Here is a 21,090-nt window from a genome sequence, read left to right on the forward strand (position 1 = left end):
TCCGTCTGGTTTTGTCGGCGGCAATCGCGCCGACGCCGACGCCGGCGACGATTCGGGGATCACGCCGCCGGCCTGCCCCCCGGATTGTCCACGATCACCGGTAGGCTCCGTTTCGGATTCTGTAGTCTTCCAATTGATTGGCGGATGCCCAGGGAAGGCGCCCACCAAGGCTCTTATACGGACGCTCGAGGTTATCGTCACAACGCCAGGCGCCGATTAGCTGACACGCACCCAACGAATTGTCGAACAGGCGCTCGGGAGCCTGCCGCTTAAGCATTCCACGAAGCCGTTCGGCATGGATTCGCCTGGCGCGACGCAACGCCCTTCCAGCCTCCGCTCCTTCCCCCCAGCGTTGAATCGTGTTTGACGTAAGCTTCGCGCCGTCGCCGCCGACAACCATGCGGAAATAGCCGCGCCTCGCGCCGATCCGGCGGTATTCGTCCCTCCGCGCAAACATGTCCTCCGAGCGCGGACCTCGGCCTTACGTCATCATGCCGGATCGTCCGGTTGAAATGGCGGGCGCTCCAATTCGGCGGATCCCGGCTTCTTGGCCCGGGAAAGAGCGCTCGCGCTCCCGCTTCCACGCTGGCATTTTCCATTTTCTGTTGATCGTCGCTTATGGTCAGCCTAGCATCAGTCATCAATTTTGCGCTCTAAACACTATAAGTTTTTTTGTCCTAGGAAGTGGGGGTGGAACAGATGGCGTCGACAGGAGGGGGACCGTTTCGTACGGTCGTGTTCGACCTTGACGGTACGCTGGTCGACAGTTTGGCGGACGTGGCCGGCGCGGCGAACGATGTGCTAGCGGCGGCTGGCTTGCGGCCAGTGCCGCGGTCAAAATGGCCGTTGTTGCTCGGCGAGGGCGTCCGGATCCGAATGCGGACAGCTTTCGCGCTGAACGCCGTGACGCTTGAGGATGAAGCGCTGGACAGGCAGGTGGCGGCGTTCCGCGCACGCTACGCGGACAAGATGCTCGAGCGGACGCGTCCGTATGATGGCGTCGCCGAAACCCTCGCCGCCCTGGGCGATCTCGGTGTAATCAGCGTCGTCTGCACCAACAAGGATGAGGCCGATGCGCGGCGGATATTGCGGGCGCTGGGACTCATGCCTCATATTGCGAACGTGGCCGGCCCGGACACGTTCGGCGTTCAGAAGCCCGATCCTCAGCATATCCTGAAGCTGCTCGAAGCCGCTGGCGCCGATCCGGGCGCCGCGATCATGGTTGGCGACACGATCCATGATGTCGAGGCAGCCCGCCGCGCCGGGCTGCCGGTCGCGTTCGCCAGTTGGGGATACGGGACACCGGGAGACGAAAGGCCGGACTATGTCGTGCCCCGGATGAAAGACCTGCAACGCATCCTGTCGGAGCTCCCGAACAGAAGAGAATACCTCAGATCGCCATAAGATTTTATGTGCAACTCCATTAAATTAATTGTAGTGCTTTCCGCCCGACCCGATGGGATCCTGTCGCCATGTGACGGCATCGCATCATGTTCATGCGGAGTGAGAGATGCTTAATTTCAAACAACTGCGGGCGTTCCACGAAGTCGCGAAAGCCGACAGTGTCACTGCCGCCGCAAGAAAGCTGAACGTTTCGCAACCTGCGGTCTCCCTCCAGATCAAGGCGCTGGAAAAGGAATGTGATCTGAAGCTCTGGAACCGGGTGCACGGGCGGCCGGTGCTTACGCCCGCGGGAGTCCGGCTATTGGGATACACCGAACGGATATTCGCACTGGCAATCGAAGCTGAACGGGAAATGGAGCTGCTGCGGAAAAGCGCCGGCCAGTTGGTCGTTATATCGACCACGAAACTGATCGCGGCCTATTACCTGCCGACGGCGATCGGCGCTTTCCGCGCGCTGCATTCCGATGTCAACGTTCAACTCGATATCGGCGGCAATACCTGGGCGATCGAGAGGGTACGCTCCGGCGCGTCCGACCTGGGGATCGTCGTCAATCCGGGTTCGCGGTCTTTCGTGCGCTATCCGATCTACACCGATCCGCTGGTGATCATCGTGCCGACGACACACCGCGTAGCGCTGGACCCTGACGCCGAGCTGGATTTCGAGCAGGAAGTCCTGATCCTGCGCGAGCCAGGTTCACGCACCCGCGCGCTGGCCGAAGAAGCGCTGCGCGCCTCCGGCCGTCGCATCGGCCAGATCCTCGAACTTGCGGACGCCGAGGCGGTCAAGCGCGCTGTCCGGGCCGGGATCGGCATCTCGATCATTACTGAACAGGCAGTCCAGGAAGAAATCGAAGCGGGCAATCTGGTGGGTCGACCGTTTCTCGACGGCTCGACGACGATGAGCATCGAACTGATCTATCGCAAGGACCGCGAGAAGACCCGAGGAATAGAGCATTTCCTGGAGGCGTTCAGGGGCGACACGACGGAAGTGGTCTGAAATCAGTTGAGGATCCGCGCGCGCGGCGGGTTTGCGATCGAACCCGATGAAGAGAGGGAGAGAAGATATGGGCTCGGTAAAACTATCGTCCGTTCAGAAGAAATACGATGATCTCGAAGTCGTCAGAGACGTCGATATCGACATCGAGGACGGAGAATTCGTGGTGTTCATCGGACCGTCGGGTTCGGGCAAGTCGACGCTGCTGCGGATGATCGCCGGGCTTGAGGCGATCTCCGGCGGACAGATCCTCATCGACGAGCGGGTCGTGAACGACATTCCGCCGAAGGATCGTGACATCGCAATGGTTTTCCAGAATTACGCGCTCTATCCGCACAAGACGGTGGCCGCGAACATGGCGTTCGCATTGAAGATGCGGAAGCAGTCGCGCGCGGAGATCAAGCGCCGTGTCGAGCGGGCGGCGGAGATTCTCGACCTTGGCGGGCTGCTCGAACGCTACCCTCGCCAACTCTCTGGCGGTCAGCGGCAACGCGTGGCGATGGGCCGTGCGATTGTGCGGGATCCCAAGGTGTTTCTCTTTGACGAACCCCTGTCGAACCTGGACGCGAAGCTGAGGGTGGCGATGCGCGCCGAGATCAAGCAGCTTCATCAGCAGTTGGGAACGACCACAATCTACGTCACTCATGATCAGATCGAGGCGATGACCATGGCCGACAAGGTAGTCGTGCTGCGCGACGGAGTGGTCGAACAGGTCGGGGCGCCGATCGACCTCTATGATTTTCCCGCCAATCGCTTTGTCGCGGAGTTCATTGGATCGCCATCAATGAACATCTTCGACGGCGCGGTTGTCGGCGACGATCGCACGGCCTTTCGCACCAGTGGCGGCGTGGACTTTCCAATCGTCGCGCATCCGCGCAGCCGTGCGGGGCAACCCATGCTCTACGGGATCAGGCCCGAACACCTGAGCTTGAGTGACCAGGGCGTGCCTGCGGTGGTGACGTTGGTCGAACCGACCGGCTCGGAAGTTCACGTGACCGCGAAGGTCGGCTCCGACACGTTGGTCGCAATCTCTCGTGAACGAAAACCCCTTCGCGTCGGCGAGTTGGTGCATTTTAGTCCATCATTGGAAGCGGCGCATCTCTTCGAACGCGATTCCGGCATTCGCCTTGCGTAGTGGCATCGTTCGTGGGGTCGTAACGGCGTGGATCTGAACGCAAACGGTATCGCACAATGCCAGAGGAACGAGATCTGAGCGCCGGCACGCGCGCTCTAGCCTCTGCGTACGCTGGACTCAGCCCCTTGCGATACTTCAGGGCCAGTTCCGCGGTCACTCGCCGCGCTGTGATGATGTGCGTCCACTTTCCGATATCCGGCCAGCCATCTGAACTTGTTAACTCAACATTGAAATAGATGGCGCGAGCGACGTCGGCGTCGCCAGAGAACATCAGGGCGTGAGCGCGGATGAGCGCGCAGGTTTTCGCCTCCGGCTCACGTTCGACAGATCCGTTCGCTGCCTCAAGCCCGCCGGCGCTGGCGCCCGAAAGCAGGCTGAACCACGCGACATTGTTCAGCGCCGCAGCCAGGCTCGCCGCCATGTCCAGCGCGTCGCGCAGATCGCTGACGCTCGTCCGCGCCGTGCGGAGCGCCGCCTCGGTGTCGCCGGCGGCAGCCTCCGCCAGGGACAGTTTCTGCGCCGTTCGCGCCGCCCGTTCCCTGTCGGAGCGATCGCGAGGCGGATCGATCGCCACTTCCCGCACGAGGGTATCAGCGCGCCAAGCGACGCGCTGGACTTCGGAAACGAAAGCCTGGACGGAGCGGAGCCACCTCGGACCGGTCCTATGAAGACCAAATCCGACAGACCGGCGGCCGTGCGATCAAGTTCATCAACGCCGACGCCCAGCCGAAGTCATTCGACAGTGAACTCGGCGTCAACCGAGCGGCCCTCTCCAACTCCGGAAGCGGGCGCAAACGGAATGAAGACTTTTCAACCATCCCCCACCGCTCGGCGTGACGCGCGTTTCATCAACGCCAGCCGCTATATCTGGCGATCAGTAGAGGTCCGGCCTTCTATCGGCCCGATACGTCGCGATCGCGCGCCATCGATCCAGCTCCTCGCTCTCGAACGCGACATCCGCCGCCGCGACCCCTTCCGAGGTTCCAGCGGAAGCGACGATCTTCCCCGATGGGGCGACGACGCAGGAGCCGCCGACCGAGTCGAAACCCGCCTCCGGCCCGACAGAGCCGGTCATCGCCAGCCAGACGCCGTTCTCCAGCGCCCGCGTCCGCGCCAGCGCCTCGACCATAGTGCGGTCCCAACCCCAGGTTTGGCGCTGGAAATCATCGGTGATCCAGTTCGTACTGTTGATCACCAGATCCGCGCCGAGATCGACCAGCTTCCGGATGTATTCGGGGAAGATGAGATCATAACAGACGCTCATTCCGATCCGGCCGAGCGCCGTCTCGACCACCATCGGCGAATCTCCGGCGGCGTACCAGTCGCGCTCCGCGGCGAAGAGATGCGCCTTGCGATAGGTTGCAAGCAGCGCACCGTCCGGACCAAAGAGAAGCTGCGCATCGAAGACCCGGTCGTCCGCCGCCAGCGGAACCCCGATGGCGAGGTGCGCGGCGTGGCGTCTGGCGATCGCGCCGAGAGCGGTCGCCGTCGGTCCATCCGCCGGTTCGGCAAGCCGGGCGAGGCGATCCGCAATGAAGTAACCGGTAGTCGCCGTCTCGGGGAATATGACAAGTGCGGCCCCGCCTTCGGCCGCCGTGGCTACGTGACGTTCGATCTTGCCGAGATTGCCTTCGACATCGTCCGGAACGGGATGCATCTGCGCGACGGCGATGCGGTGCTGATCGTTTTTCAAGTCGGTTCACCCTGACGCGAGCCGCCCGAAGCGGCGAGAAGAATTGACGCCTCGTCCATACCGGTCGCAGGCGCGGAGGCGACAAATCGCCAATCGGCCATGACGACGACCCGATGAGCGAGCGCCAGCACTTCGTCGATCTCGGACGAGATCACGAGAATGGTCACGCCGCGCGCAGCGAGCGTGTGGAGAAGGTCATGAATCTCCGCCTTGGCGCCGACATCGACGCCGCGCGTCGGCTCGTCGACGATCAGCAGTTCCGGTTCGGTCAGAAGCGCGCGCGCCAGCACCACCTTTTGCTGATTGCCTCCACTCAGCCGCGCGACCGCCATGTCGAGACGGCCCGCGACCAGCTTTAGCGATTCCAGGATACGGGTCGCGCTCGCGCGCTCGCGCCCCGGGTTGCGGAGCCCGAAGCGGGCGAACCGGTCGAGCGACGACGCGACGGCGTTCTCGACGATGTCCAGATCGGCGAAGATACCGTCGCGTTTGCGATCCTCGGTGAGATAGACGATCCCCGCGCGCATCGCCTGCCGGGGGGAACCGAGGCGCAGCGGCCGCCCCTCCCGTCGGACCGTCACCTTTGCGCCATGAGTCGGAACGCCGGCGAGCGCACGGGCGAAGGTGGTCCGACCCGCGCCCACCAGCCCGGCGAGGCCAAGTATCTCCCCCCTGCCGATCGAGAGTTCCTCGCGCCCGCGCGCGGTCTCGTAGCCGATCTCGTATCGCGGCGCCGGGCGGGCCGACGGCGCCGCCCGTCCGGACGCCGCGCCGCGTCGTCCGATCATCAGCGTCACCAACTCGTCCATCTCCAGCCCGGCGGCGGGACGCGTTGCGACGAGTTGGCCGTCGCGCATCACCGAGACCCGGTCGGCGATCGCCAGCACCTCATCCAGACGGTGCGAGACATAGAGGATCAGCAAACCCTCCGCGCTGAGCCGGCGCATGATCTCGAAAAGCGCGTTCTGCTCGGTCAGCGACAGCACCGCCGTCGGCTCGTCAAGGATCAGGATGCGCGCGTCCTGCGTAAGCGCGCGCGCGATCTCCAGCATCTGTTGCCGGGCGACGCTGAGTGATGCGACCGTCGCCGCCGGATCGATGTCCAGCGCGTGGCGCGACAGGATCTCCGCCGCGTCCCGCTCCATCGCGGCGACATCCACCAGCCCGAAACGGCCGACCTCCTCTCGCCCCAGGAAAAGATTGCGCGCAACAGAGAGTTGCGGGACCAGGCTCAGTTCCTGAAAGACCGTCGCGACCCCCGCCGCCTGCGCGGCGCCGGGCGTCTCGAAGCTGACCTCCCGGCCGTCGAGGCGGAGGGCGCCGGCGGTTGGCCGCGTCACACCGGAAAGCACGTTCATCAGCGTCGACTTGCCCGCGCCATTGGCCCCGACAAGCGCGTGAATTTCGCCGGCATGGGCCGCGAGATTCACGTCGCTCAACGCCGTCACGCCCGGATAACGCTTGGTGAGGCCCGCCGTTTCGATCAACGGACGCGCCCCCTCAACGCCGGCTCTCGCGGCCGCAGATCCCACCCTATTGCTCGGGCAGAAACTCGGCCGGCAACTGGCTCGCCCACCAGTCGTCCGGCGCGTCCGGAGAAACGTAATCGTCGATCGCGTCGGGCGCGATATAGACTGAGGGGACGGCCTCGCCGCGCACCACGTCCTCGCCCTTGAGCAGTTTCACGCCAAGCTCAACGGCGACCTGCCCGGCGCGGGTCGGAAATGTGACGGCGCCGCCCTGCTTGTGCTTGGCCACCCATTTCATCCAGCCGTTATATTCGTCGCCTGGCGAGAAAGTGACCTCGGAAAGCCGGCCCGCTTCGTCGAACGCCTCGGCCATTCCGATGGACATCTGACCGGCCGGTGAAAACACGCCGTCAATCTTCGGGAAGCGTTGCAGCAGGTTCTCGGTGATCTGCTTGGCCTTGGCGCGGTTCCAGTCGCCGTATTCGACCGAGGCGAGTTCGACCTTCGGGTATTCCTTCAGAACCGTCTCCAGCGCGTCAAGTTGGTCGACTGCCGCCGTCGTGCCGGCGATCGGCAGCATGGCGACGATACGCCCTTCACCGCCGATATCGTCCATCAGGCGGCGCGCGACCATCTCGCCAAGGTTCCATTGGGATATGTAGGCGTTGGTCACCGTGCCCGGGGCGTCGGTGAAGCCGCCCCCAGCCTGGACCGTCGGAACCCCCTGCTCCACCGCCCGCTTCAGAACGTCGGCGACAGCGGTGTCGTCCACCGGCCAGTAGATCAGCAGATCAATGTCCTGACGCAGCAGATCTTCTATGTCTGCGACCTGCTTCGCCGGATTGAATGCGGCGTCGGTGACGAGCACATCCTCGATCTCGCTGTGTCGCGACGCTTCCCAGCGGACGTGCTGCAAGGCGAAGACGACCCAGGAGTTGGAGAGGTAGCCGGCAGAGACGCCGATCTTGTAGGGACCGTCCTTCTTGAACGGCGCGCCATTGACGATCTGCGCGGCGAGCTCTCTCTGTTTCACCTCCGCCGCCTGGTCGGCGAACGCGGGACCGGCGACGAGGCCGGCGGCGGCGAATGTGATGAGTAATCTTCTGGTTAGCGACATGGCGGCTACTCCCTGACCAAGCTGTGGTTGAGTTTCGAATCTTCAGTCTGATCGTCGCTCCATCTGCCCATAGAGGGCGGAAGCGGCGATGATGATCGCGCCCATCACCGTCAGTTGCATATGATACGGCAGTCCGGCGATGTTCACGAGGTTGAATGCGATGGAGAGGACGAGAACGCCGGCGACGGTTCCGGCGACGCCGCCGCGTCCGCCCTCGAACGTGGTCCCGCCGAGAACGACGGCGGCGAGCACCTGAAACTCGAGCCCCTGACCGGCGACGGTGCTGGAGACACCCGAGCGCGCCAGGAGCGCGAGGCCGGCCAGCGCGCCGAAAAGACCGGCGAGCGAATAAGCGACGACCGTCACGCTCCGCACCGGGAGACCGGAAAGCATGGCGGCTTCCGGGTTCGCTCCGACGAGATAGAGCCGCCGGCCGAACACAGTAGTTTTCTGGACCAGCACGCCGAAAGCGGCGAGCGCGAGAAAGGCGAGCGCCAGAACTGGCGCGATTCCACCGAGCCTGAAGTTGAAGAACTCTCGATATCCCGGCGAGACGACGCCTTTCGCCGTTCCGCCGGTATACATTTGCGTAAGGCCAGCGATCGCGACGCCCATCCCCAGCGTCAGAATGAAGGGCGAGACGCGGGTGAAGGCGATCAGCGCGCCGTTCAGCGCGCCGATCGCCAACCCGGCGGCGCTAGCGGCGGCGATCGCCAGGGGCAGGTTCGCCGCTTCGCCCGCCATGACGGCGGCGGCGAGCACGGCGGTGAGCGAAATCACAGCGCCCACCGAAAGATCGACGCCGCCAAGGATCATCACCAACGTAACCCCGACGGCGGCGATTCCGACAGGCGCCGCCTGCCGCAGGACATTGAGCAGATAGGCCGGATCGGTGAAGGCGGGCGAACTCAGCGCCGCAACGATGAAGATCACGGCGAGCACGAGAAAGATCGAATGACGTGCAAGATGGCGGCGCGCGCCTTCCGCCAGCGCCAAGCTCACGCCCTGCTCCGCTGCAACTGGCTCGCGACAATGGCGGCGATCACGATCAGCCCCTTGACGAACATCTGCACGAACGCCGAAACGCCCATCAGGTTGAGCGCGTTCGAGAGAACCGCGAGCAGAAGGACGCCGGCGAGCGCCCCGGGCGCGCTCGCGCGGCCACCGGAAAGCGCTGCGCCGCCCAGCACGACCGCAACGAGCGCATCGAGTTCGAGCCCCTGCCCCGCGAGCGGATAACCTGTCCCGAGCCGGCCGGCGAGCAGGATCCCGCCCAACGCCGCGGTCGCTCCCGAGATGACATAGACGACAAGCCGGATCCGGCGGACGTCCAGCCCCGCGCGCCGCGCATTGCCCGGATCGCCGCCCGCAGCGAGAAGGTGGAGGCCGAACCGCGAGCGGGTCAGCGCGATATGGCTGATGGCGAGCAGCGCCACGAGCAGAATCGCGGGGCACGGAACGCCGAGCACATCGCCGTTGGCGAGAAACGACAGAAGCTCCGAGGAACGCCCGACGCTCCGGTCGGTATAGGTGAAGATGACGCCCTGAAGCACTGACAGCATGCCGAAGGTCAGGATCAGTGGATGCACGCGCAACCGGTTGACGAGCTGGCCGTTGACGAACCCGATGGCGGCGCCGAGCGCCAGCATCAGCGCGGCGACCGGAATCGTCTTCCCATCGTCGCCATTGATCAGCGCGCACCCGAGCACCACGGAGAGGCCCGCTATCATGCCGATGCTGAGATCAATCATCCCGGCCGCGAGGACGAAAGACTGACCGATGGCGAGCACGCCGAGGACGCTCGCCTGCCGGATCACATTGGCGAGGTTCTCCGGATCGCGGAACGCCGGCGCGAGGATGGCCGCCGCCCCGACGCCAAGAAACAACAGCGGCCAGATTCCGCCGATCTCCGGCTGGCGTCGCAGCAGGGCGGCGCTCAGAGCCATGAAACGACTTCCTCGGCGGTCGCGACCCAACCGTATTTCATCGCGAAATTCTTGAGCGTGGCCGCATGCAGATCGGGCGCGAAGGACGACACTCCATCACGCACCATCACCGTCCGATAGCCATGGTGGAAAGCTTCCCGCGCGGTCTCTTCGACGCAGATCTGCGTTACGGTCCCGGTGACGACGAGCGAAGACACGGCGGCGTCGCGCAGCCGCGCATCGAGATCGGTGCCGTGGAACGCGCCGTAGCCGAACTTGTCGATGACCGCGTCGCCCGGCTCGACAGGCAATTCGTCGATCACGTCGGCGGCGCCGCGCGGCGCCTCGGCGTCGGCGTAGGCGCGGCGATGCCCCGGCCAGCAGCATTTCGTGTCGGGCCGGCATTGCGGCGACCAGAGCCAGAGGAGATTTTCCTCCTCCCGCGACAGAAAACGGGTGAACATGACCGGGCGCGACCGGGCGCGGAACGCCTCGATAAGACTGCGGATCGCCGGAATGGTCGCGCGCGCGTCGGGCACTTCCAGCGGCGCGCCCTCGCGCACAAAGTCGTTCTGCATGTCGACGACGATGAGCGCCGGCTGAAGAACCCTTTCCGCCCCCGGCAAGTCGGCTGCGATCCTCGATTTCGGCGCCATCATCGGCCCCCGTCATCGCGGGATTGGATGAAGAGCATGGCGACATGCGGCGTTCGATTTAGTGGTGACAATCCGGGTAACAGGCTGTCGTCGCCCCGTGAGACGAAGCGGCGGCGGGTCGGCGACGGCGCCCCCCAGCCAGCCAGAGACACTGCGAACTGGCGCCCGGCGATAATCGGCATTGCGTTCCTCCATTTCGCTCAAGGCCGCTTGTGCGGCGCGATTCCATCGTGTCCTTCGGTTTTGACGCGAACCGGGCGCGCTAAACGCGCCCGGCGGTCTTGGCGCGCCAAACGCTATTCCGGGGCCGGGACCTTGCTGTTGAACTCATTGGTGAAGACGGCGGCGGGGTCGAGCTTCACATTCAGCGTTCCGCCCTTCTCGGTAAGCTCCAGCGTCCCGGCCATCCGCTCCTCGGTGATCCAGCCGAGACCGTATTCACGAGAATTTTCGGTGATCACCAGATCGAGCACGAGATCGAGATTCGCGAGGTAGGTCGCCTTGTCGATACCGTCGACCTCGCCCGCAATGGCGTCGATCGCAGCCTCGCGCTCGTTATAGGTGTCGGCCCAACCCCGGTATGTCGCGCGCAGAAAGCCCTTCACCAGATCGGGCTTCTCCTTCGCTAGGTCCTTATGAATTATATATGAATGGCCGTAGAGCGCGACGCCGAAATCCGCGAAGAGCATGTTGCCGACCTGGTCTTCGCCAAGAACCTTCTGCCAGACTGGATAGTTCGTATAGAGATCGAACGCCCCCGCCACCTGATCGGAGGCGACGATGGCCTGCTTGCCTTCTGGCTTCACATTAACCAGCGTCACCGCATCGACGTCGATCCCGTTGATCTCCGCGAAGGACGGCCAGAGAAACCGGTGAGAGTCGCCCGGCGGGGCGGCGATCTTCTTGCCGACGAGATCGGCGGGCGTTTCGATCCCCGCATCCTTGCGGAAGAAGAGGTTGTTGGCCGCCTTGTCATACACCATGCCGACGATCAGAAGATCGGCGCCCTTGCTCATGGCGGTCAGCACCGTGGGAGTGTCGGAAATTCCGAATTCCGCCTGTTTCTGGTCGATCTTGATCGCCGCGTCGCCGGAACCCTGCCCGCGCACGATTTCAAGCTCGATCCCTTCCTCCTCGAAATAGCCGCGCTCGCGCGCGAGATAGAATGGCGAATGGTCCGCGAGCGGAAACCAGTTGAGTTGCAGCGTCACCTGCTCCAGCGCGACGGCGGGCGTCGCTGCAAACGCTACGGCCAACGCGGCCGCCGCGACATTCAACCCGATCTTCATATGCATGTCTTGCTCCTCCCTTTGGTTCAGTCGATTTCACTGCGAATGGATAGATGCCAGCAGTCAATTCCGGTCGGCCTCGACCTCCCACGGCATGAGGATGCGCTCGGCGATAACGACGAGACCATAGATCGCCAGTCCCATTGCCGAGATGATGCAGAGTGAGGCGAAGATCGCCGGCGTGTCCAGCGTCACCCCGCCGATGATGATGAGCGCGCCGAGACCGGATTCCGAGGCGACGAACTCTCCGACGATCGCCCCGATCACCGAAAGCGTCGCGTTCAGTTTCAACCCGGCGAAAACATAGGGCAGCGCGTTCGGCAGACGTATCTTCATGAAGATCTGTTTTCGCGTCCCCTTCAGGCTCCGCACCAGGTCCACCAGATCCTGATCGACATTGCTGAGGCCGGTCGCGGTATTGATCACCATCGGGAAGAAGCTGACAGTGACCGCGATCAGCATGTTCGGAACAACCCCGTAGCCGAGCCAGAGAACGAAGAGCGGCGCGAGCGCAACCTTGGGCAGCGTGTTGAACAAGACGAGGAGCGGCATCACAGTCTGCTCCAGCAACCGGTGCCAGACGACGACGACGCCAAGAAGGACGCCGAGGATCGCGGAGATCACGAACGCTCCTGCAACCGCCGTCAGAGTCGTCAGAAAATTCGGCCACCAGCGATATTTCGAGTCGAACAGCGCCGCGAGCGTATCGCCCGGCGCGGGCAGAACGTATTGCTTGATATCGCCCCATTGAACCGCGAAATGCCAGATGGCGATCATCACGACGATGGCGATCGCGCTCGGCACATAATAGCCGATCCGCCGACCGAGGAGCGCCGCGCGGCCCGCGCGCGGGGTCGTCCTGGCGTCGTCTGTCATGGCCGCCTCCCCCTTTTCGTCATGTCATTTCAGCGTGCCGTTCGATGCAGGTTCTCAGCACCTCTTCCGGATCGCGCTTCCACCAGTCGTTCGCCGAGAATATCTCGACCTCATGGAGGCCGTCATAGCCGGCCGCCTCGACCGCGCCGCGAAGGCGCGGCAGGTCGATGACGCCGTCGCCCATCATGCCGCGGTCGAGCAGCAGATCCTTGGTCGGCACAAGCCAATCGCAGATGTGATAGGCGAGCAGCCGCCCCTCGCTTCCGGCGCGCGCAATCTGCGCCTCGACCTCCGGATCCCACCAGATGTGATAGACGTCCGCCGCGACGCCGACGCCGTCGCCAAGCCGCCCGGCCATATCCAGCGCCTGACGGAGCGTGTTCACGCAGGCGCGATCGGCGGCGTACATCGGATGCAGGGGTTCGATCGCGATCGGCATGCCGGCCGGGCGCGCCGCCTGGAGGAGCTTGTCGAGCCCCTCCTCCACCATGCCGCGCGCCGCACCGATGTCGCGTGAGCCCTCGGGCAGACCGCCGACCACGATGACAAGGCATTGGGCGCCGAGCGTCACCGCCTCCTCCAGCGCCTTCAGGTTCTCGTCGTCCGCCGCCCGGCGACCGGCTTCCGTCGCCGCCGGGAACATGCCGCCGCGACAAAGACCGCTCACCCGCATCTCATGGTCGCGAATGATGCGCGCGCTTTCCTGAAGCCCGATCCTGGCGACCTGATCTCGCCACGGCGCGACGGCGCTGATGCCAGCGCGCGCGCAGCCTTCGACGGCCTGGCGCAGGTCCCATTTTTCACGGACAGTGGCGAGGTTTATCGAGAGTTGGTCAATCGTGGGCATGTCAGGCCTCGTATCTGCAAGGGCGAAGGTCCGACGGGTCGGGCGTCACGGCGCTGGCGAGGCCGGGCGTATCGAGAGAACCGACCCGGAGCGCGCCCCCGTCGATCGCCACCCTCACCGCGCCAAGCTCGCGGCGGTAAAGGTCCGCGTGCGCAGCGAGATAAGCCGCCTGCTCCGCCTCCGGCGCCGCATTCATGCCGTTGACGTAATGGTGCCCGTTGCGCTCGACATGTTCGCAGCCGATCAAAGTGGCGAGCGCCAGATCCTGCTGCAGACTGATCCCGGCCTGAATGGTCAGGTCCTCCGCCGACATGAAGAACCGGTCTTCGCCCGCCTCTTCGTTCCAATGCGCGCAGCGGGCGCGGTTGAGGAGCGACTTGTAGAACCCCTTGCAGGATTTCGACGAAACGCCCCGATAGCCGAGCGCCTTCGCCTCCAGAAACGCGTCCAGCGTCGCATCCGACTCGTCGATCTCCACCGGCTTCAGCCGGGCGAGCGCCGAGATGTCCTCCGAGAACGCCTTCGCGCGCGCGATCGGCTGCTCGATGAAAAGGATCGATTCCGCGAGCCGCGCAAGCGCCGGCGTCGTCGCGATCGCCCGCCAGAGCGCCGCGACCCCCGCGACATCGGCGTATTGCTCATTCCCGTCCAGCGTGGCGCGATAGTCCGGCAGACGATCGAGCACCGACGCGATCCGCTTAAGTCTCGCGAGATCGGCGTCGAGATCGCCGCCGACCTTCAGCTTGAAATCGGTGACGCCGTAAACCTCGATCACCTCCTCCAGTGTCTCCGGCAAGCCATCGCCCACGCGGTCGTTCTCGGCCAGATCGGAGGCGATAATCGGGTCGATCAGGCCGACCGTGTGACGCGCGCGGATCGACGCTGCAGGCGTCAGCCCGGCGAGAAACGCGTCGAAGTCGAAACCGGCGAGGTCCGGCGTCAGCGCCTCGTCCAGCCCCATGAGGTTGCTCTTCACGCCTCTGAATACGCTCACTCCCTCCAGCCGCAGAAGCGCGTCGAGAATGGCCCTGTCGAGCAGCGCCGTTCCGAACCCCGCAACCAGCGGCGGCAGACCGGCGGCCGCGCTCGCGGCGTGGAACGCGGGCGCGGCGGCGGCGGCGAGGCCGAACGCCGTATGCGGCTCCGCTATCCCGCGATAGACGGTGGCGGCGATCGCCATCGCGCGGCGCAACTGATCGAAATTGTCCTCGTTGCTGAGTTCGGGCGACTTGTCGAACCATTTCGGCGCGAGCAATTCCGCCGCCCAGCCCCAGCCTTCGCGCCCGTCGTTGAGCCGGATGCGCGCGCGGAGGAAGGTCTGCGGCGCCTCGCGCATCGTCACCACGCCGAAGCGGAACGGCATCCTCAGCACGATGTCGCGTTCGTGAAATGTCGTCTCTAGCAGCGTCAGGGTCGGGCGGGTCATCGCATCGTCTCCAGTATTCCGCGCAGATAGCCCGCGGCGCGCGCGGCGCAGGCCTGGCCGTCCGGCTCATAGATGAAAGGCTCCACCGCCACCCAGCCCTGATAATCATGCCGCCGCAGCGCGGCGAGGATCGGCGCCATCGGAAGATCCCCCTCGCCCGGCCCGCGCCGGTTCGGGTCGTTGACCTGCACATGGCTGATGCGCCCCGCCGGCAGCCAGCGGTCGATCAGCGCCGGCACGTCGCCCTCCTCGAACCCCGCGGCCGAGCTGTCGATCATGGTGCTGAAACCGGGGCTGTCGACCTCCGCCACCAGCGCCGCCGCTTCTGCGAGCGTATTGATGAAATTGGTTTCACGCGACGCCAGCGGCTCGATGCAATAGATGACGCCGGCCGCCTCCGCCGCCTCCGCAGCCGCAGCGAGGCATTCGACGGCGCGCGCGCGGCATTCCGCCTCCGCGCCCGGTTCCAGATTCCGCTGCTTCGGTGAGCCGTGGACGAGCCGGTCGGCGCCAAGCGTCGCGGCCATATCGACAAACCGGCGCATCACCTCGACTGTCCGGCGCCGCACGGATTCGTCCGGGTCGGTGATGGAAAGCCCCTCCGGCGCGACAAGAAGCCAATGGAGGCTGGAGCAGGCGAGCCCTTCGGCCTTCAACGCCTTCGATATCGCCGCGAGATCGACGGCGGTCAGGTCTTGCGGCTGATCCGAGAACGTGAACGGCGCGATCTCCAGCCCGTCATAGCCGACGCTGGCGGCGAAGGCGCATTGCCGATCGAAGGGCAGGTCGCGGACGACCTCGTTGCAGAGCGAGAGTTTCAGGACGGTCTCCTCTTCAGTCGGGCGATCGCGTGGCGGACCTGCGGGACCCCCCAAAGGATCGCGATGAGTGTAAGCACGGCGAAGCCCGCCGAAATCGGACGGGTCAGGAACGGCTCCACCGAGCCATCCGAAAGCACCATGCCGCGCCGGAAATTCTTGTCGAGAATGTCGCCGAGAACGATGCCAAGCACCAAGGGCGCCATCGGATATTTCATCTCGCGGAGCGCGAAACCGAGAAGACCGAAGCCCAGCATGACCCAGATGTCGAAAACCCGACCAGCGATGGCGAAGGCGCCGACGACGCAAAGCGTGAAGATCACCGGCATCAGATATTCGCGCCTGACGCGCAGAACGAAAAGCATCGGTCTGGTGAGAAGGAGCCCAAGGATGAGAATCGCCACCGACGCCCAGAACAGCATCGCCGCCACTTCGAAAACGAAGGAGGGCGTTTCGATCATGATCAACGGGCCGGGCCGCACGCCATGGATGAACATCGCCGCGAGCAGCACCGCCGCGGGGGCGGAGCCCGGCACGGCGAGGGTGAGAACGGGAATGATCGCGCCGGGTACGGCGGCGTTGTTGCCGGTCTCAGCGGCGATAAGCCCCTCCCGGCTTCCCCTGCCGAACAGGTCTTTTCTTTTGCTCGCCCGGCGCGCGGCGGCGTAGGAGACCCAGGCGCCCATGTCCTCTCCGACGCCGGGAATGATGCCCATGGTAGTGCCGAGAATCCCCGAACGCAGGATCGCCCACCAATGGCGCGCGACGTCGCGCACACGCGGCGCGACGCGATCGCCGACATCGCGCACCGTTTGATAGGCGGGCTGCTTCATCACGTTCAGAACTTCAGCGAAGCCAAATGCGCCGACGAGCGCAGGCAGCAGCCCGAAACCGCCCGCAAGATCGACCGAGCCGTAGGAGAACCGCTGATAGGCGTGAATCCCCTCTTGCCCGACCTGAGCGAGAAAGAGCCCGAGAAAGCCGGAAATCAGTCCCTTGAGCGGATCGCCTGCGGCGGTCAGCCGGCCGGAGATGACAACCCCGAACACCGCCAGCCAGAAAAATTCGTAGGACTGGAAGCGAAGCCCGAACTCGGCCAGCTGGGGCGCCAGCAGCGCGAGCAGCGCCAGCCCGACCAGCCCGCCGAAAAACGACCCGACGGTCGCGATCCCCATCGCCTCGCCGGCTTTGCCCTGCCGGGCGAGCGGAAACCCGTCGAGCGCCGACGCGGCGTTGGCGGGCGTCCCGGGAATGTTCAGCAGGATAGCGGTGCGCCCGCCGCCATAGATCGCGCCGACATACATGCAGATCAGGATCAGGATCGCGTCGCCCGCATCCATCTGGAATGTGAGCGTGGTCAGGAGCGCGATGCCGAGCGTCGCCGTGAGCCCCGGCAACATCCCCACCGTCATGCCGAGCAGCGTCGCCCAGAAGACGTTGAAAAGCGCTCCGGGCGTCGCCATCTGGGCGACCGCCTGCACGAGATGAATTAGAGGGTCCATGATCGCTTCACGGCAGCCGCACCAGAAAAACCCGCTCGAAAAGGAGCGCAACTGAAACGCCGGCGACGAGGCCAAGCGGCAAAGCCGCCGCCGCCGCCTTCAACATTCCCACCCGACCGACTGAGAACAACATCGCGAACACGGCGACGAAGAGCGCCGTCGCCAACCAGAACGGCAGGGAGCCGACAAGGCCAATCGCGTAGAAAAGCGTGAGCCCGAGCGTAACGAGCAGACCGCGCCAGTCGCCGTCGTCCAGACGCGGCGCAGCGCCCGCAAAGCGGAGGCTGCGCAGGAAAAGCAATGCGCCGAGACCGCCGAGAACAAGCCCGAGAATGCCCGGCGTCAGGCCAGGCGCGCTCATCGGCTCGACGCCCAGGGTCTCCAGCCGCGGCATTCGCCACGACTCGAACGTGACGGCGGCGCCGAAAAGGATCAGCAGAATAGAAAACCAGAAATCCGCTCTCGGCGTTTCCGACACGTACGCGCTCCTCGGCTCGCGGCCGGCCCGCGCCCCGGCATGAAATCGGGACGCGGACCGTGCGCGGCGCTCGTCGTCAGGGTTTCGGAATATCCAGCTCTTCCGGCGACATCACCGTGCGGCCCGCCGCCTGGAACGACCACGCATCCGAGCGGATCTCCGGCCAGACATTCGCGCGCGCCTCGTCACCCGCCGCCGGGGTGAAGAGCGCGCCCTTCTCCAGCGCGTAGGAGCGGAGCTTCTCCGCGTTCGGGATCACGTTCGCCCATATCATGTCCAGCGTCTCGATCACTTCGGGCGGCGTGCCTTCGGCGGGAATGAAGACGCCGAAAGCGGTGGAGAGGATCGGCATGTCGCCGTCGATGAACCCGGTCACAGGCGGAACCTCGCCATAGCCCTCAATCTCGAGCGGCTGATCGGCAAGGACCGCGAGCGGGCGAAGCCGCTTGGCGCGCACCATCTCCGCCTGTTCGGAGGCGAGTTGCGTCGTCGCCTCCGCCTCGCCGGCGACGGTGGCGATCACCGCCGGGTTGCCGCCGTCATAGGTGACGTGCTTGTAGTCGCCGCCGACGACGCCCTTGAGCGCTTCCGCCGCCGCGTGGCCGGAGGAACCCGCACCCGCCGTGGCGATCGTCACCTTGCCTTCCTTCATGGCGGCGATGAAATCATCCATAGTCTGATAGGGTGAATCCGGGTTCACCGCGACCAACGGCACATTGGTCACCGTGTTGTAGAGCCGCCAGTCGTCGACCCATGTGTCCCACTGTCCGAGCAGCTTGTAGGTGCCGAGCTGCTTCGGCGCCCCGGCGCCGAGCGTGTAGCCGTCGCGCGGCGCCTCCCAGGCGTTCTTGGTGCCGAGCGAGCCGGAAGCGCCCGGCTGGTTGACGATAACCACGCTCTGGCCGAGTTCCTGCTCCAGCACCCCGGCGGTCACGCGCGTGACCTGGTCGGTCGCGCCGCCGGCGCCCCAAGGCACGATGATGGTGATCGGTTTTTCAGGCTTCCACGGATAGTCTGCGGCGAAAGCCGGCGCCGCGAGGCCCGCGGCGGCGGCCAGCGCGGCCGCGGTGAATAGCGTCTTCATCGTCATTCTCCCTGTCTAGCTTACGTAAATTCACCGGTTCCCGGTCTTCTTGCGTCAGGCGACCCCGCGGATCGCCATCGCCTGTCCCATGCGATCCGCCGCCAGTTCCGGGTCGCGCAGCAACCCGGCCTTGTCCGCGAGGCGAAAAAGCTCCGCCAGATGGCGAGTCGAACGCGCGCTCTCCTGCCCGCCGATCATGGTGAAATGATCCTGCAACCCGTTGAGCCAGGCGAGGAACACGACGCCAGTCTTGTAGAACCGCGTCGGGGCCCTGAAGATGTGGCGGGAAAGCGGAACCGTCGGGGCCAGAATCTCTCTGAACGAGTCCCGGTCATCGGCGGCCAGCGCCGCAAGCGCCGCAGATGCGGCGGGCGCGATGGCGTCGAATATCCCGAGCAGCGCGTCGGAATAGCCCTCCTCGTCGCCCTCGATCAGTTCGGCGTAATTGAAATCGTCGCCGGAATACATCCTCACGCCCTCCGGCAGGCGGCGGCGCATGTCGATCTCCATTTCCTTCGATAGGAGCGAGATCTTGACCCCATCGATCTTCGCCGCGTTGGCGGCGAGCATCTCGAGGCACGAATCCATCGCCGCGCCGTGCTCGGCGGCGCCCCAGTAACCGGAGAGCGCAGGGTCGAACATCTCGCCCAGCCAGTGAATGATCACCGGCTCTTTCACCTGCTCGAGAATGCGGCCGTAGACCTTCGCGTAGTCCTCGGGGCCCTTCGCAGCGGCGGCGAGCGCGCGGCTCGCCATCATGATGACCCGCCCGCCGCAGGCCTCGACCGCCTCAAGCTGTTCTTCGTAAGCGGCGATCACGTCCTCGGGCTTCAGGTCCGGCGAAGGCGCGATGTGATCGGTGCCGACCCCGCAAAAGACGACCGCGCCGGGGTGGTCGCGCGACGCGTCGACCGAGCGGCGGATCAGCTCCAGCGCCGTCGGCCAGTCGAGGCCCATGCCGCGCTGCGCGGTGTCCATCGCCTCCGCGACGCCGAGCTTCAGATCCCAGAGGTTCTGGCGAAAGGCGATGGTCCGGTCCCAGTCCACCGGCGCGTCCAGCCAGGGGTCGCTCTCCGCCAGCGGGTCGGCGACGACATGGGCGGCGGCGATGGCGACGCGGTTGAAGGGCGCGTTCTGGCGGGTCGGAAAACCGCGCGGCGCCGAGAGTTCATATCTCTCCGTTCCGCCATCGCCGTTCGGAAGAGTCACATGGGTCATCTCAGGCCTCCAGCTTCGGCACGTCGATCCACCGGCGTTCACGCCAGCTTTGCAGGCCAAGCTCGGCGAGCTGCACGCCCTTCACCCCCTCCATCAGATCGTGTTTCCAGGGCGCGTCCTCGACGACATGGCGCAGGAACATCTCCCATTGCGTCTTGAAGCCGTTCTCGTTCGGGCCACGATCCGGCACCTCGGCCCAGCCGTCGAAGAAGTTCAGCTTCTGCGGCTCGTCCGGGTTCCAGACCGGTTTCGGCGTGTTGACGCGGTCCTGCGACCAGCATTTCGTCAGCCCGGCGACGGCGGAGCCGTTCACGCCGTCGGCCTGAAAGGTGACCAGATCGTCGCGCCGCACCCTGACGCACCACGAGGAATTGAGATGCGCGATGACGCCGCCTTCCAGCTCGAAGGTCGCGTAGGCCGCGTCGTCGGCGTCGGCCGCATAGGGTTCGCCGGCTTCGTCGCGCCGCTCCGGTATGTGCGTGGCGCCCAGGCAGGACACCGCCTTCACCTCGCCGAAAAGGTTGTCGAGCACGTAGCGCCAGTGGCAGAGCATATCAAGGATGATGCCGCCGCCCTCATCCTTCTTGTAGTTCCAGCTCGGCCGCTGCGCCGGCTCCAGATCGCCCTCGAACACCCAGTAGCCGAATTCGCCCCTGACCGAGAGCAGCCGCCCGAAGAACCCGGCGTCCTTCAGCCGCTTCATTTTCAGAAGACCGGGCAGAAAGAGCTTGTCCTGCACGACGCCGCTCTTCACGCCTTTCGCCTTCGCCAGCCGCGCCACCGCGAGGGCGTCATTCATGCTGTCCGAGATCGGCTTCTCGCAATAGATGTGCTTGCCCGCCGCGATCGCCTTCGTCAGCAGCGAGGCGCGCATCTGCGTCGTGCCGGCGTCGAAGAATATCGGGCAACTTTCATCTGCGAGCGCTTTGTCGAGATCGGTCGTCCAGCGTTCGATCCCGTGCGCCTTCGCCAGCGCCTCGATCTTCCCGGCGTTGCGCCCGACGATCACCGGCTCCGGCATCAGACGATCGCTATTGGAAAGCGCGAGCCCCCCTTCCGCGCGGATCGCGAGGATCGAGCGGACAAGGTGCTGGTTCAGCCCCATCCGGCCCGTGACGCCGTGCATGATTATCCCGATCGGGCGTTGAGCCATATTCAG

General features: G+C 65.1%; 20 protein-coding genes. 3 read left to right on the forward strand and 17 right to left on the reverse strand.

All coding sequences use genetic code 11. The features are described from left to right. Positions 1–699: 699 nt before the first annotated feature. The 3 genes from G5B40_RS05675 to G5B40_RS05685 all read left to right on the forward strand — a co-directional run bounded on the left by G5B40_RS05675 (position 700) and on the right by G5B40_RS05685 (position 3,533). Positions 700–1,404, forward strand: coding sequence for an HAD family hydrolase (locus G5B40_RS05675; protein ID WP_246209829.1), 705 nt, complete (start codon positions 700–702; stop codon positions 1,402–1,404). A 106-nt stretch (positions 1,405–1,510) separates the two neighbouring features. Continuing rightward, positions 1,511–2,401 carry a LysR family transcriptional regulator gene (locus tag G5B40_RS05680; protein WP_165096127.1) on the forward strand — a complete coding sequence of 297 codons (891 nt, stop codon included), beginning with the start codon at positions 1,511–1,513 and terminating at the stop codon, positions 2,399–2,401. Between the two features lie 67 nt (positions 2,402–2,468). Further along, on the forward strand, positions 2,469–3,533 hold the full coding sequence (locus tag G5B40_RS05685) for an ABC transporter ATP-binding protein (protein WP_165096130.1): 1,065 nt from the start codon (positions 2,469–2,471) through the stop codon (positions 3,531–3,533). Here the strand turns inward: G5B40_RS05685 and G5B40_RS05690 are convergent. From G5B40_RS05690 to G5B40_RS05770, 17 genes are all read right to left on the reverse strand, one after another. Continuing rightward, a complete protein-coding gene (locus G5B40_RS05690; RefSeq protein WP_165096133.1) occupies positions 3,472–4,116 on the reverse strand; it encodes a hypothetical protein in 645 nt (214 codons plus the stop codon). The genes G5B40_RS05685 and G5B40_RS05690 overlap by 62 nt on opposite strands. 291 nt (positions 4,117–4,407) lie before the next feature. Beyond that, positions 4,408–5,226 carry a carbon-nitrogen hydrolase family protein gene (locus G5B40_RS05695; protein ID WP_165096135.1) on the reverse strand — a complete coding sequence of 273 codons (819 nt, stop codon included), beginning with the start codon at positions 5,224–5,226 and terminating at the stop codon, positions 4,408–4,410. Continuing rightward, positions 5,223–6,713: a sugar ABC transporter ATP-binding protein gene (locus G5B40_RS05700; RefSeq protein ID WP_165096138.1), complete on the reverse strand. Its 1,491-nt coding sequence runs from the start codon at positions 6,711–6,713 to the stop codon at positions 5,223–5,225. The genes G5B40_RS05695 and G5B40_RS05700 overlap by 4 nt, the downstream gene beginning before the upstream one ends. Before the next feature lie 46 nt (positions 6,714–6,759). Then, on the reverse strand, positions 6,760–7,812 hold the full coding sequence (locus G5B40_RS05705; protein ID WP_165096141.1) for a substrate-binding domain-containing protein: 1,053 nt from the start codon (positions 7,810–7,812) through the stop codon (positions 6,760–6,762). 42 nt (positions 7,813–7,854) lie between these two features. Further along, complete coding sequence (locus G5B40_RS05710) at positions 7,855–8,814, reverse strand: ABC transporter permease (protein WP_165096144.1); 960 nt, start codon at positions 8,812–8,814, stop codon at positions 7,855–7,857. Next, on the reverse strand, positions 8,811–9,758 hold the full coding sequence (locus G5B40_RS05715) for an ABC transporter permease (RefSeq protein WP_165096147.1): 948 nt from the start codon (positions 9,756–9,758) through the stop codon (positions 8,811–8,813). Before G5B40_RS05715 ends, G5B40_RS05710 begins: the two co-directional genes overlap by 4 nt. Beyond that, positions 9,749–10,393, reverse strand: coding sequence for a cysteine hydrolase family protein (locus G5B40_RS05720; RefSeq protein ID WP_165096150.1), 645 nt, complete (start codon positions 10,391–10,393; stop codon positions 9,749–9,751). The genes G5B40_RS05715 and G5B40_RS05720 overlap by 10 nt, the downstream gene beginning before the upstream one ends. Before the next feature lie 296 nt (positions 10,394–10,689). Further along, positions 10,690–11,688 (reverse strand): ABC transporter substrate-binding protein, encoded by a 999-nt coding sequence (locus tag G5B40_RS05725; protein ID WP_165096152.1) that lies wholly within the window; start codon positions 11,686–11,688, stop codon positions 10,690–10,692. Positions 11,689–11,745: 57 nt separating this feature from the next. Beyond that, a complete protein-coding gene (locus G5B40_RS05730; RefSeq protein WP_165096155.1) occupies positions 11,746–12,558 on the reverse strand; it encodes an ABC transporter permease in 813 nt (270 codons plus the stop codon). Between the two features lie 19 nt (positions 12,559–12,577). Continuing rightward, positions 12,578–13,405, reverse strand: coding sequence for a sugar phosphate isomerase/epimerase family protein (locus G5B40_RS05735; protein WP_165096157.1), 828 nt, complete (start codon positions 13,403–13,405; stop codon positions 12,578–12,580). Position 13,406: 1 nt separating this feature from the next. Then, entirely contained in the window at positions 13,407–14,831 is a 1,425-nt protein-coding gene (locus G5B40_RS05740; RefSeq protein ID WP_165096160.1) for an enolase C-terminal domain-like protein, read from the reverse strand. Further along, the gene (locus G5B40_RS05745) at positions 14,828–15,706 is read right to left on the reverse strand and encodes a sugar phosphate isomerase/epimerase family protein (RefSeq protein ID WP_211907417.1); all 879 of its coding nucleotides are present in this window, start codon (positions 15,704–15,706) and stop codon (positions 14,828–14,830) included. Before G5B40_RS05745 ends, G5B40_RS05740 begins: the two co-directional genes overlap by 4 nt. Then, a complete protein-coding gene (locus G5B40_RS05750) occupies positions 15,649–17,151 on the reverse strand; it encodes a tripartite tricarboxylate transporter permease (RefSeq protein WP_165096163.1) in 1,503 nt (500 codons plus the stop codon). Before G5B40_RS05750 ends, G5B40_RS05745 begins: the two co-directional genes overlap by 58 nt. A 7-nt stretch (positions 17,152–17,158) precedes the next feature. Beyond that, complete coding sequence (locus G5B40_RS05755) at positions 17,159–17,629, reverse strand: tripartite tricarboxylate transporter TctB family protein (RefSeq protein ID WP_165096165.1); 471 nt, start codon at positions 17,627–17,629, stop codon at positions 17,159–17,161. A gap of 76 nt (positions 17,630–17,705) precedes the next feature. Then, entirely contained in the window at positions 17,706–18,713 is a 1,008-nt protein-coding gene (locus G5B40_RS05760) for a Bug family tripartite tricarboxylate transporter substrate binding protein (protein ID WP_211907418.1), read from the reverse strand. 54 nt (positions 18,714–18,767) lie between these two features. Continuing rightward, entirely contained in the window at positions 18,768–19,931 is a 1,164-nt protein-coding gene (locus G5B40_RS05765; protein ID WP_165096171.1) for a dihydrodipicolinate synthase family protein, read from the reverse strand. A gap of 1 nt (position 19,932) precedes the next feature. Further along, on the reverse strand, positions 19,933–21,084 hold the full coding sequence (locus G5B40_RS05770) for a Gfo/Idh/MocA family protein (RefSeq protein WP_165096174.1): 1,152 nt from the start codon (positions 21,082–21,084) through the stop codon (positions 19,933–19,935). Between the last annotated feature and the right edge of the window lie 6 nt (positions 21,085–21,090).

Source organism: Pikeienuella piscinae, from assembly GCF_011044155.1.
GTDB classification, from domain to species: domain Bacteria; phylum Pseudomonadota; class Alphaproteobacteria; order Rhodobacterales; family Rhodobacteraceae; genus Pikeienuella; species Pikeienuella piscinae.

What these genes read in the sequence shown, in the direction of transcription:
- G5B40_RS05675 (WP_246209829.1), top strand. Translation starts at nt 700, where the DNA reads ATGGCGTCGACAGGAGGGGGACCGTTTCGTACGGTCGTGTTCGACCTT.
- G5B40_RS05680 (WP_165096127.1), top strand. Translation starts at nt 1,511, where the DNA reads ATGCTTAATTTCAAACAACTGCGGGCGTTCCACGAAGTCGCGAAAGCC.
- G5B40_RS05685 (WP_165096130.1), top strand. Translation starts at nt 2,469, where the DNA reads ATGGGCTCGGTAAAACTATCGTCCGTTCAGAAGAAATACGATGATCTC.
- G5B40_RS05705 (WP_165096141.1), bottom strand. Translation starts at nt 7,812, where the DNA reads ATGTCGCTAACCAGAAGATTACTCATCACATTCGCCGCCGCCGGCCTC.
- G5B40_RS05715 (WP_165096147.1), bottom strand. Translation starts at nt 9,758, where the DNA reads ATGGCTCTGAGCGCCGCCCTGCTGCGACGCCAGCCGGAGATCGGCGGA.
- G5B40_RS05720 (WP_165096150.1), bottom strand. Translation starts at nt 10,393, where the DNA reads ATGGCGCCGAAATCGAGGATCGCAGCCGACTTGCCGGGGGCGGAAAGG.
- G5B40_RS05725 (WP_165096152.1), bottom strand. Translation starts at nt 11,688, where the DNA reads ATGCATATGAAGATCGGGTTGAATGTCGCGGCGGCCGCGTTGGCCGTA.
- G5B40_RS05730 (WP_165096155.1), bottom strand. Translation starts at nt 12,558, where the DNA reads ATGACAGACGACGCCAGGACGACCCCGCGCGCGGGCCGCGCGGCGCTC.
- G5B40_RS05735 (WP_165096157.1), bottom strand. Translation starts at nt 13,405, where the DNA reads ATGCCCACGATTGACCAACTCTCGATAAACCTCGCCACTGTCCGTGAA.
- G5B40_RS05740 (WP_165096160.1), bottom strand. Translation starts at nt 14,831, where the DNA reads ATGACCCGCCCGACCCTGACGCTGCTAGAGACGACATTTCACGAACGC.
- G5B40_RS05750 (WP_165096163.1), bottom strand. Translation starts at nt 17,151, where the DNA reads ATGGACCCTCTAATTCATCTCGTGCAGGCGGTCGCCCAGATGGCGACG.
- G5B40_RS05760 (WP_211907418.1), bottom strand. Translation starts at nt 18,713, where the DNA reads ATGAAGACGCTATTCACCGCGGCCGCGCTGGCCGCCGCCGCGGGCCTC.
- G5B40_RS05765 (WP_165096171.1), bottom strand. Translation starts at nt 19,931, where the DNA reads ATGACCCATGTGACTCTTCCGAACGGCGATGGCGGAACGGAGAGATAT.
- G5B40_RS05770 (WP_165096174.1), bottom strand. Translation starts at nt 21,084, where the DNA reads ATGGCTCAACGCCCGATCGGGATAATCATGCACGGCGTCACGGGCCGG.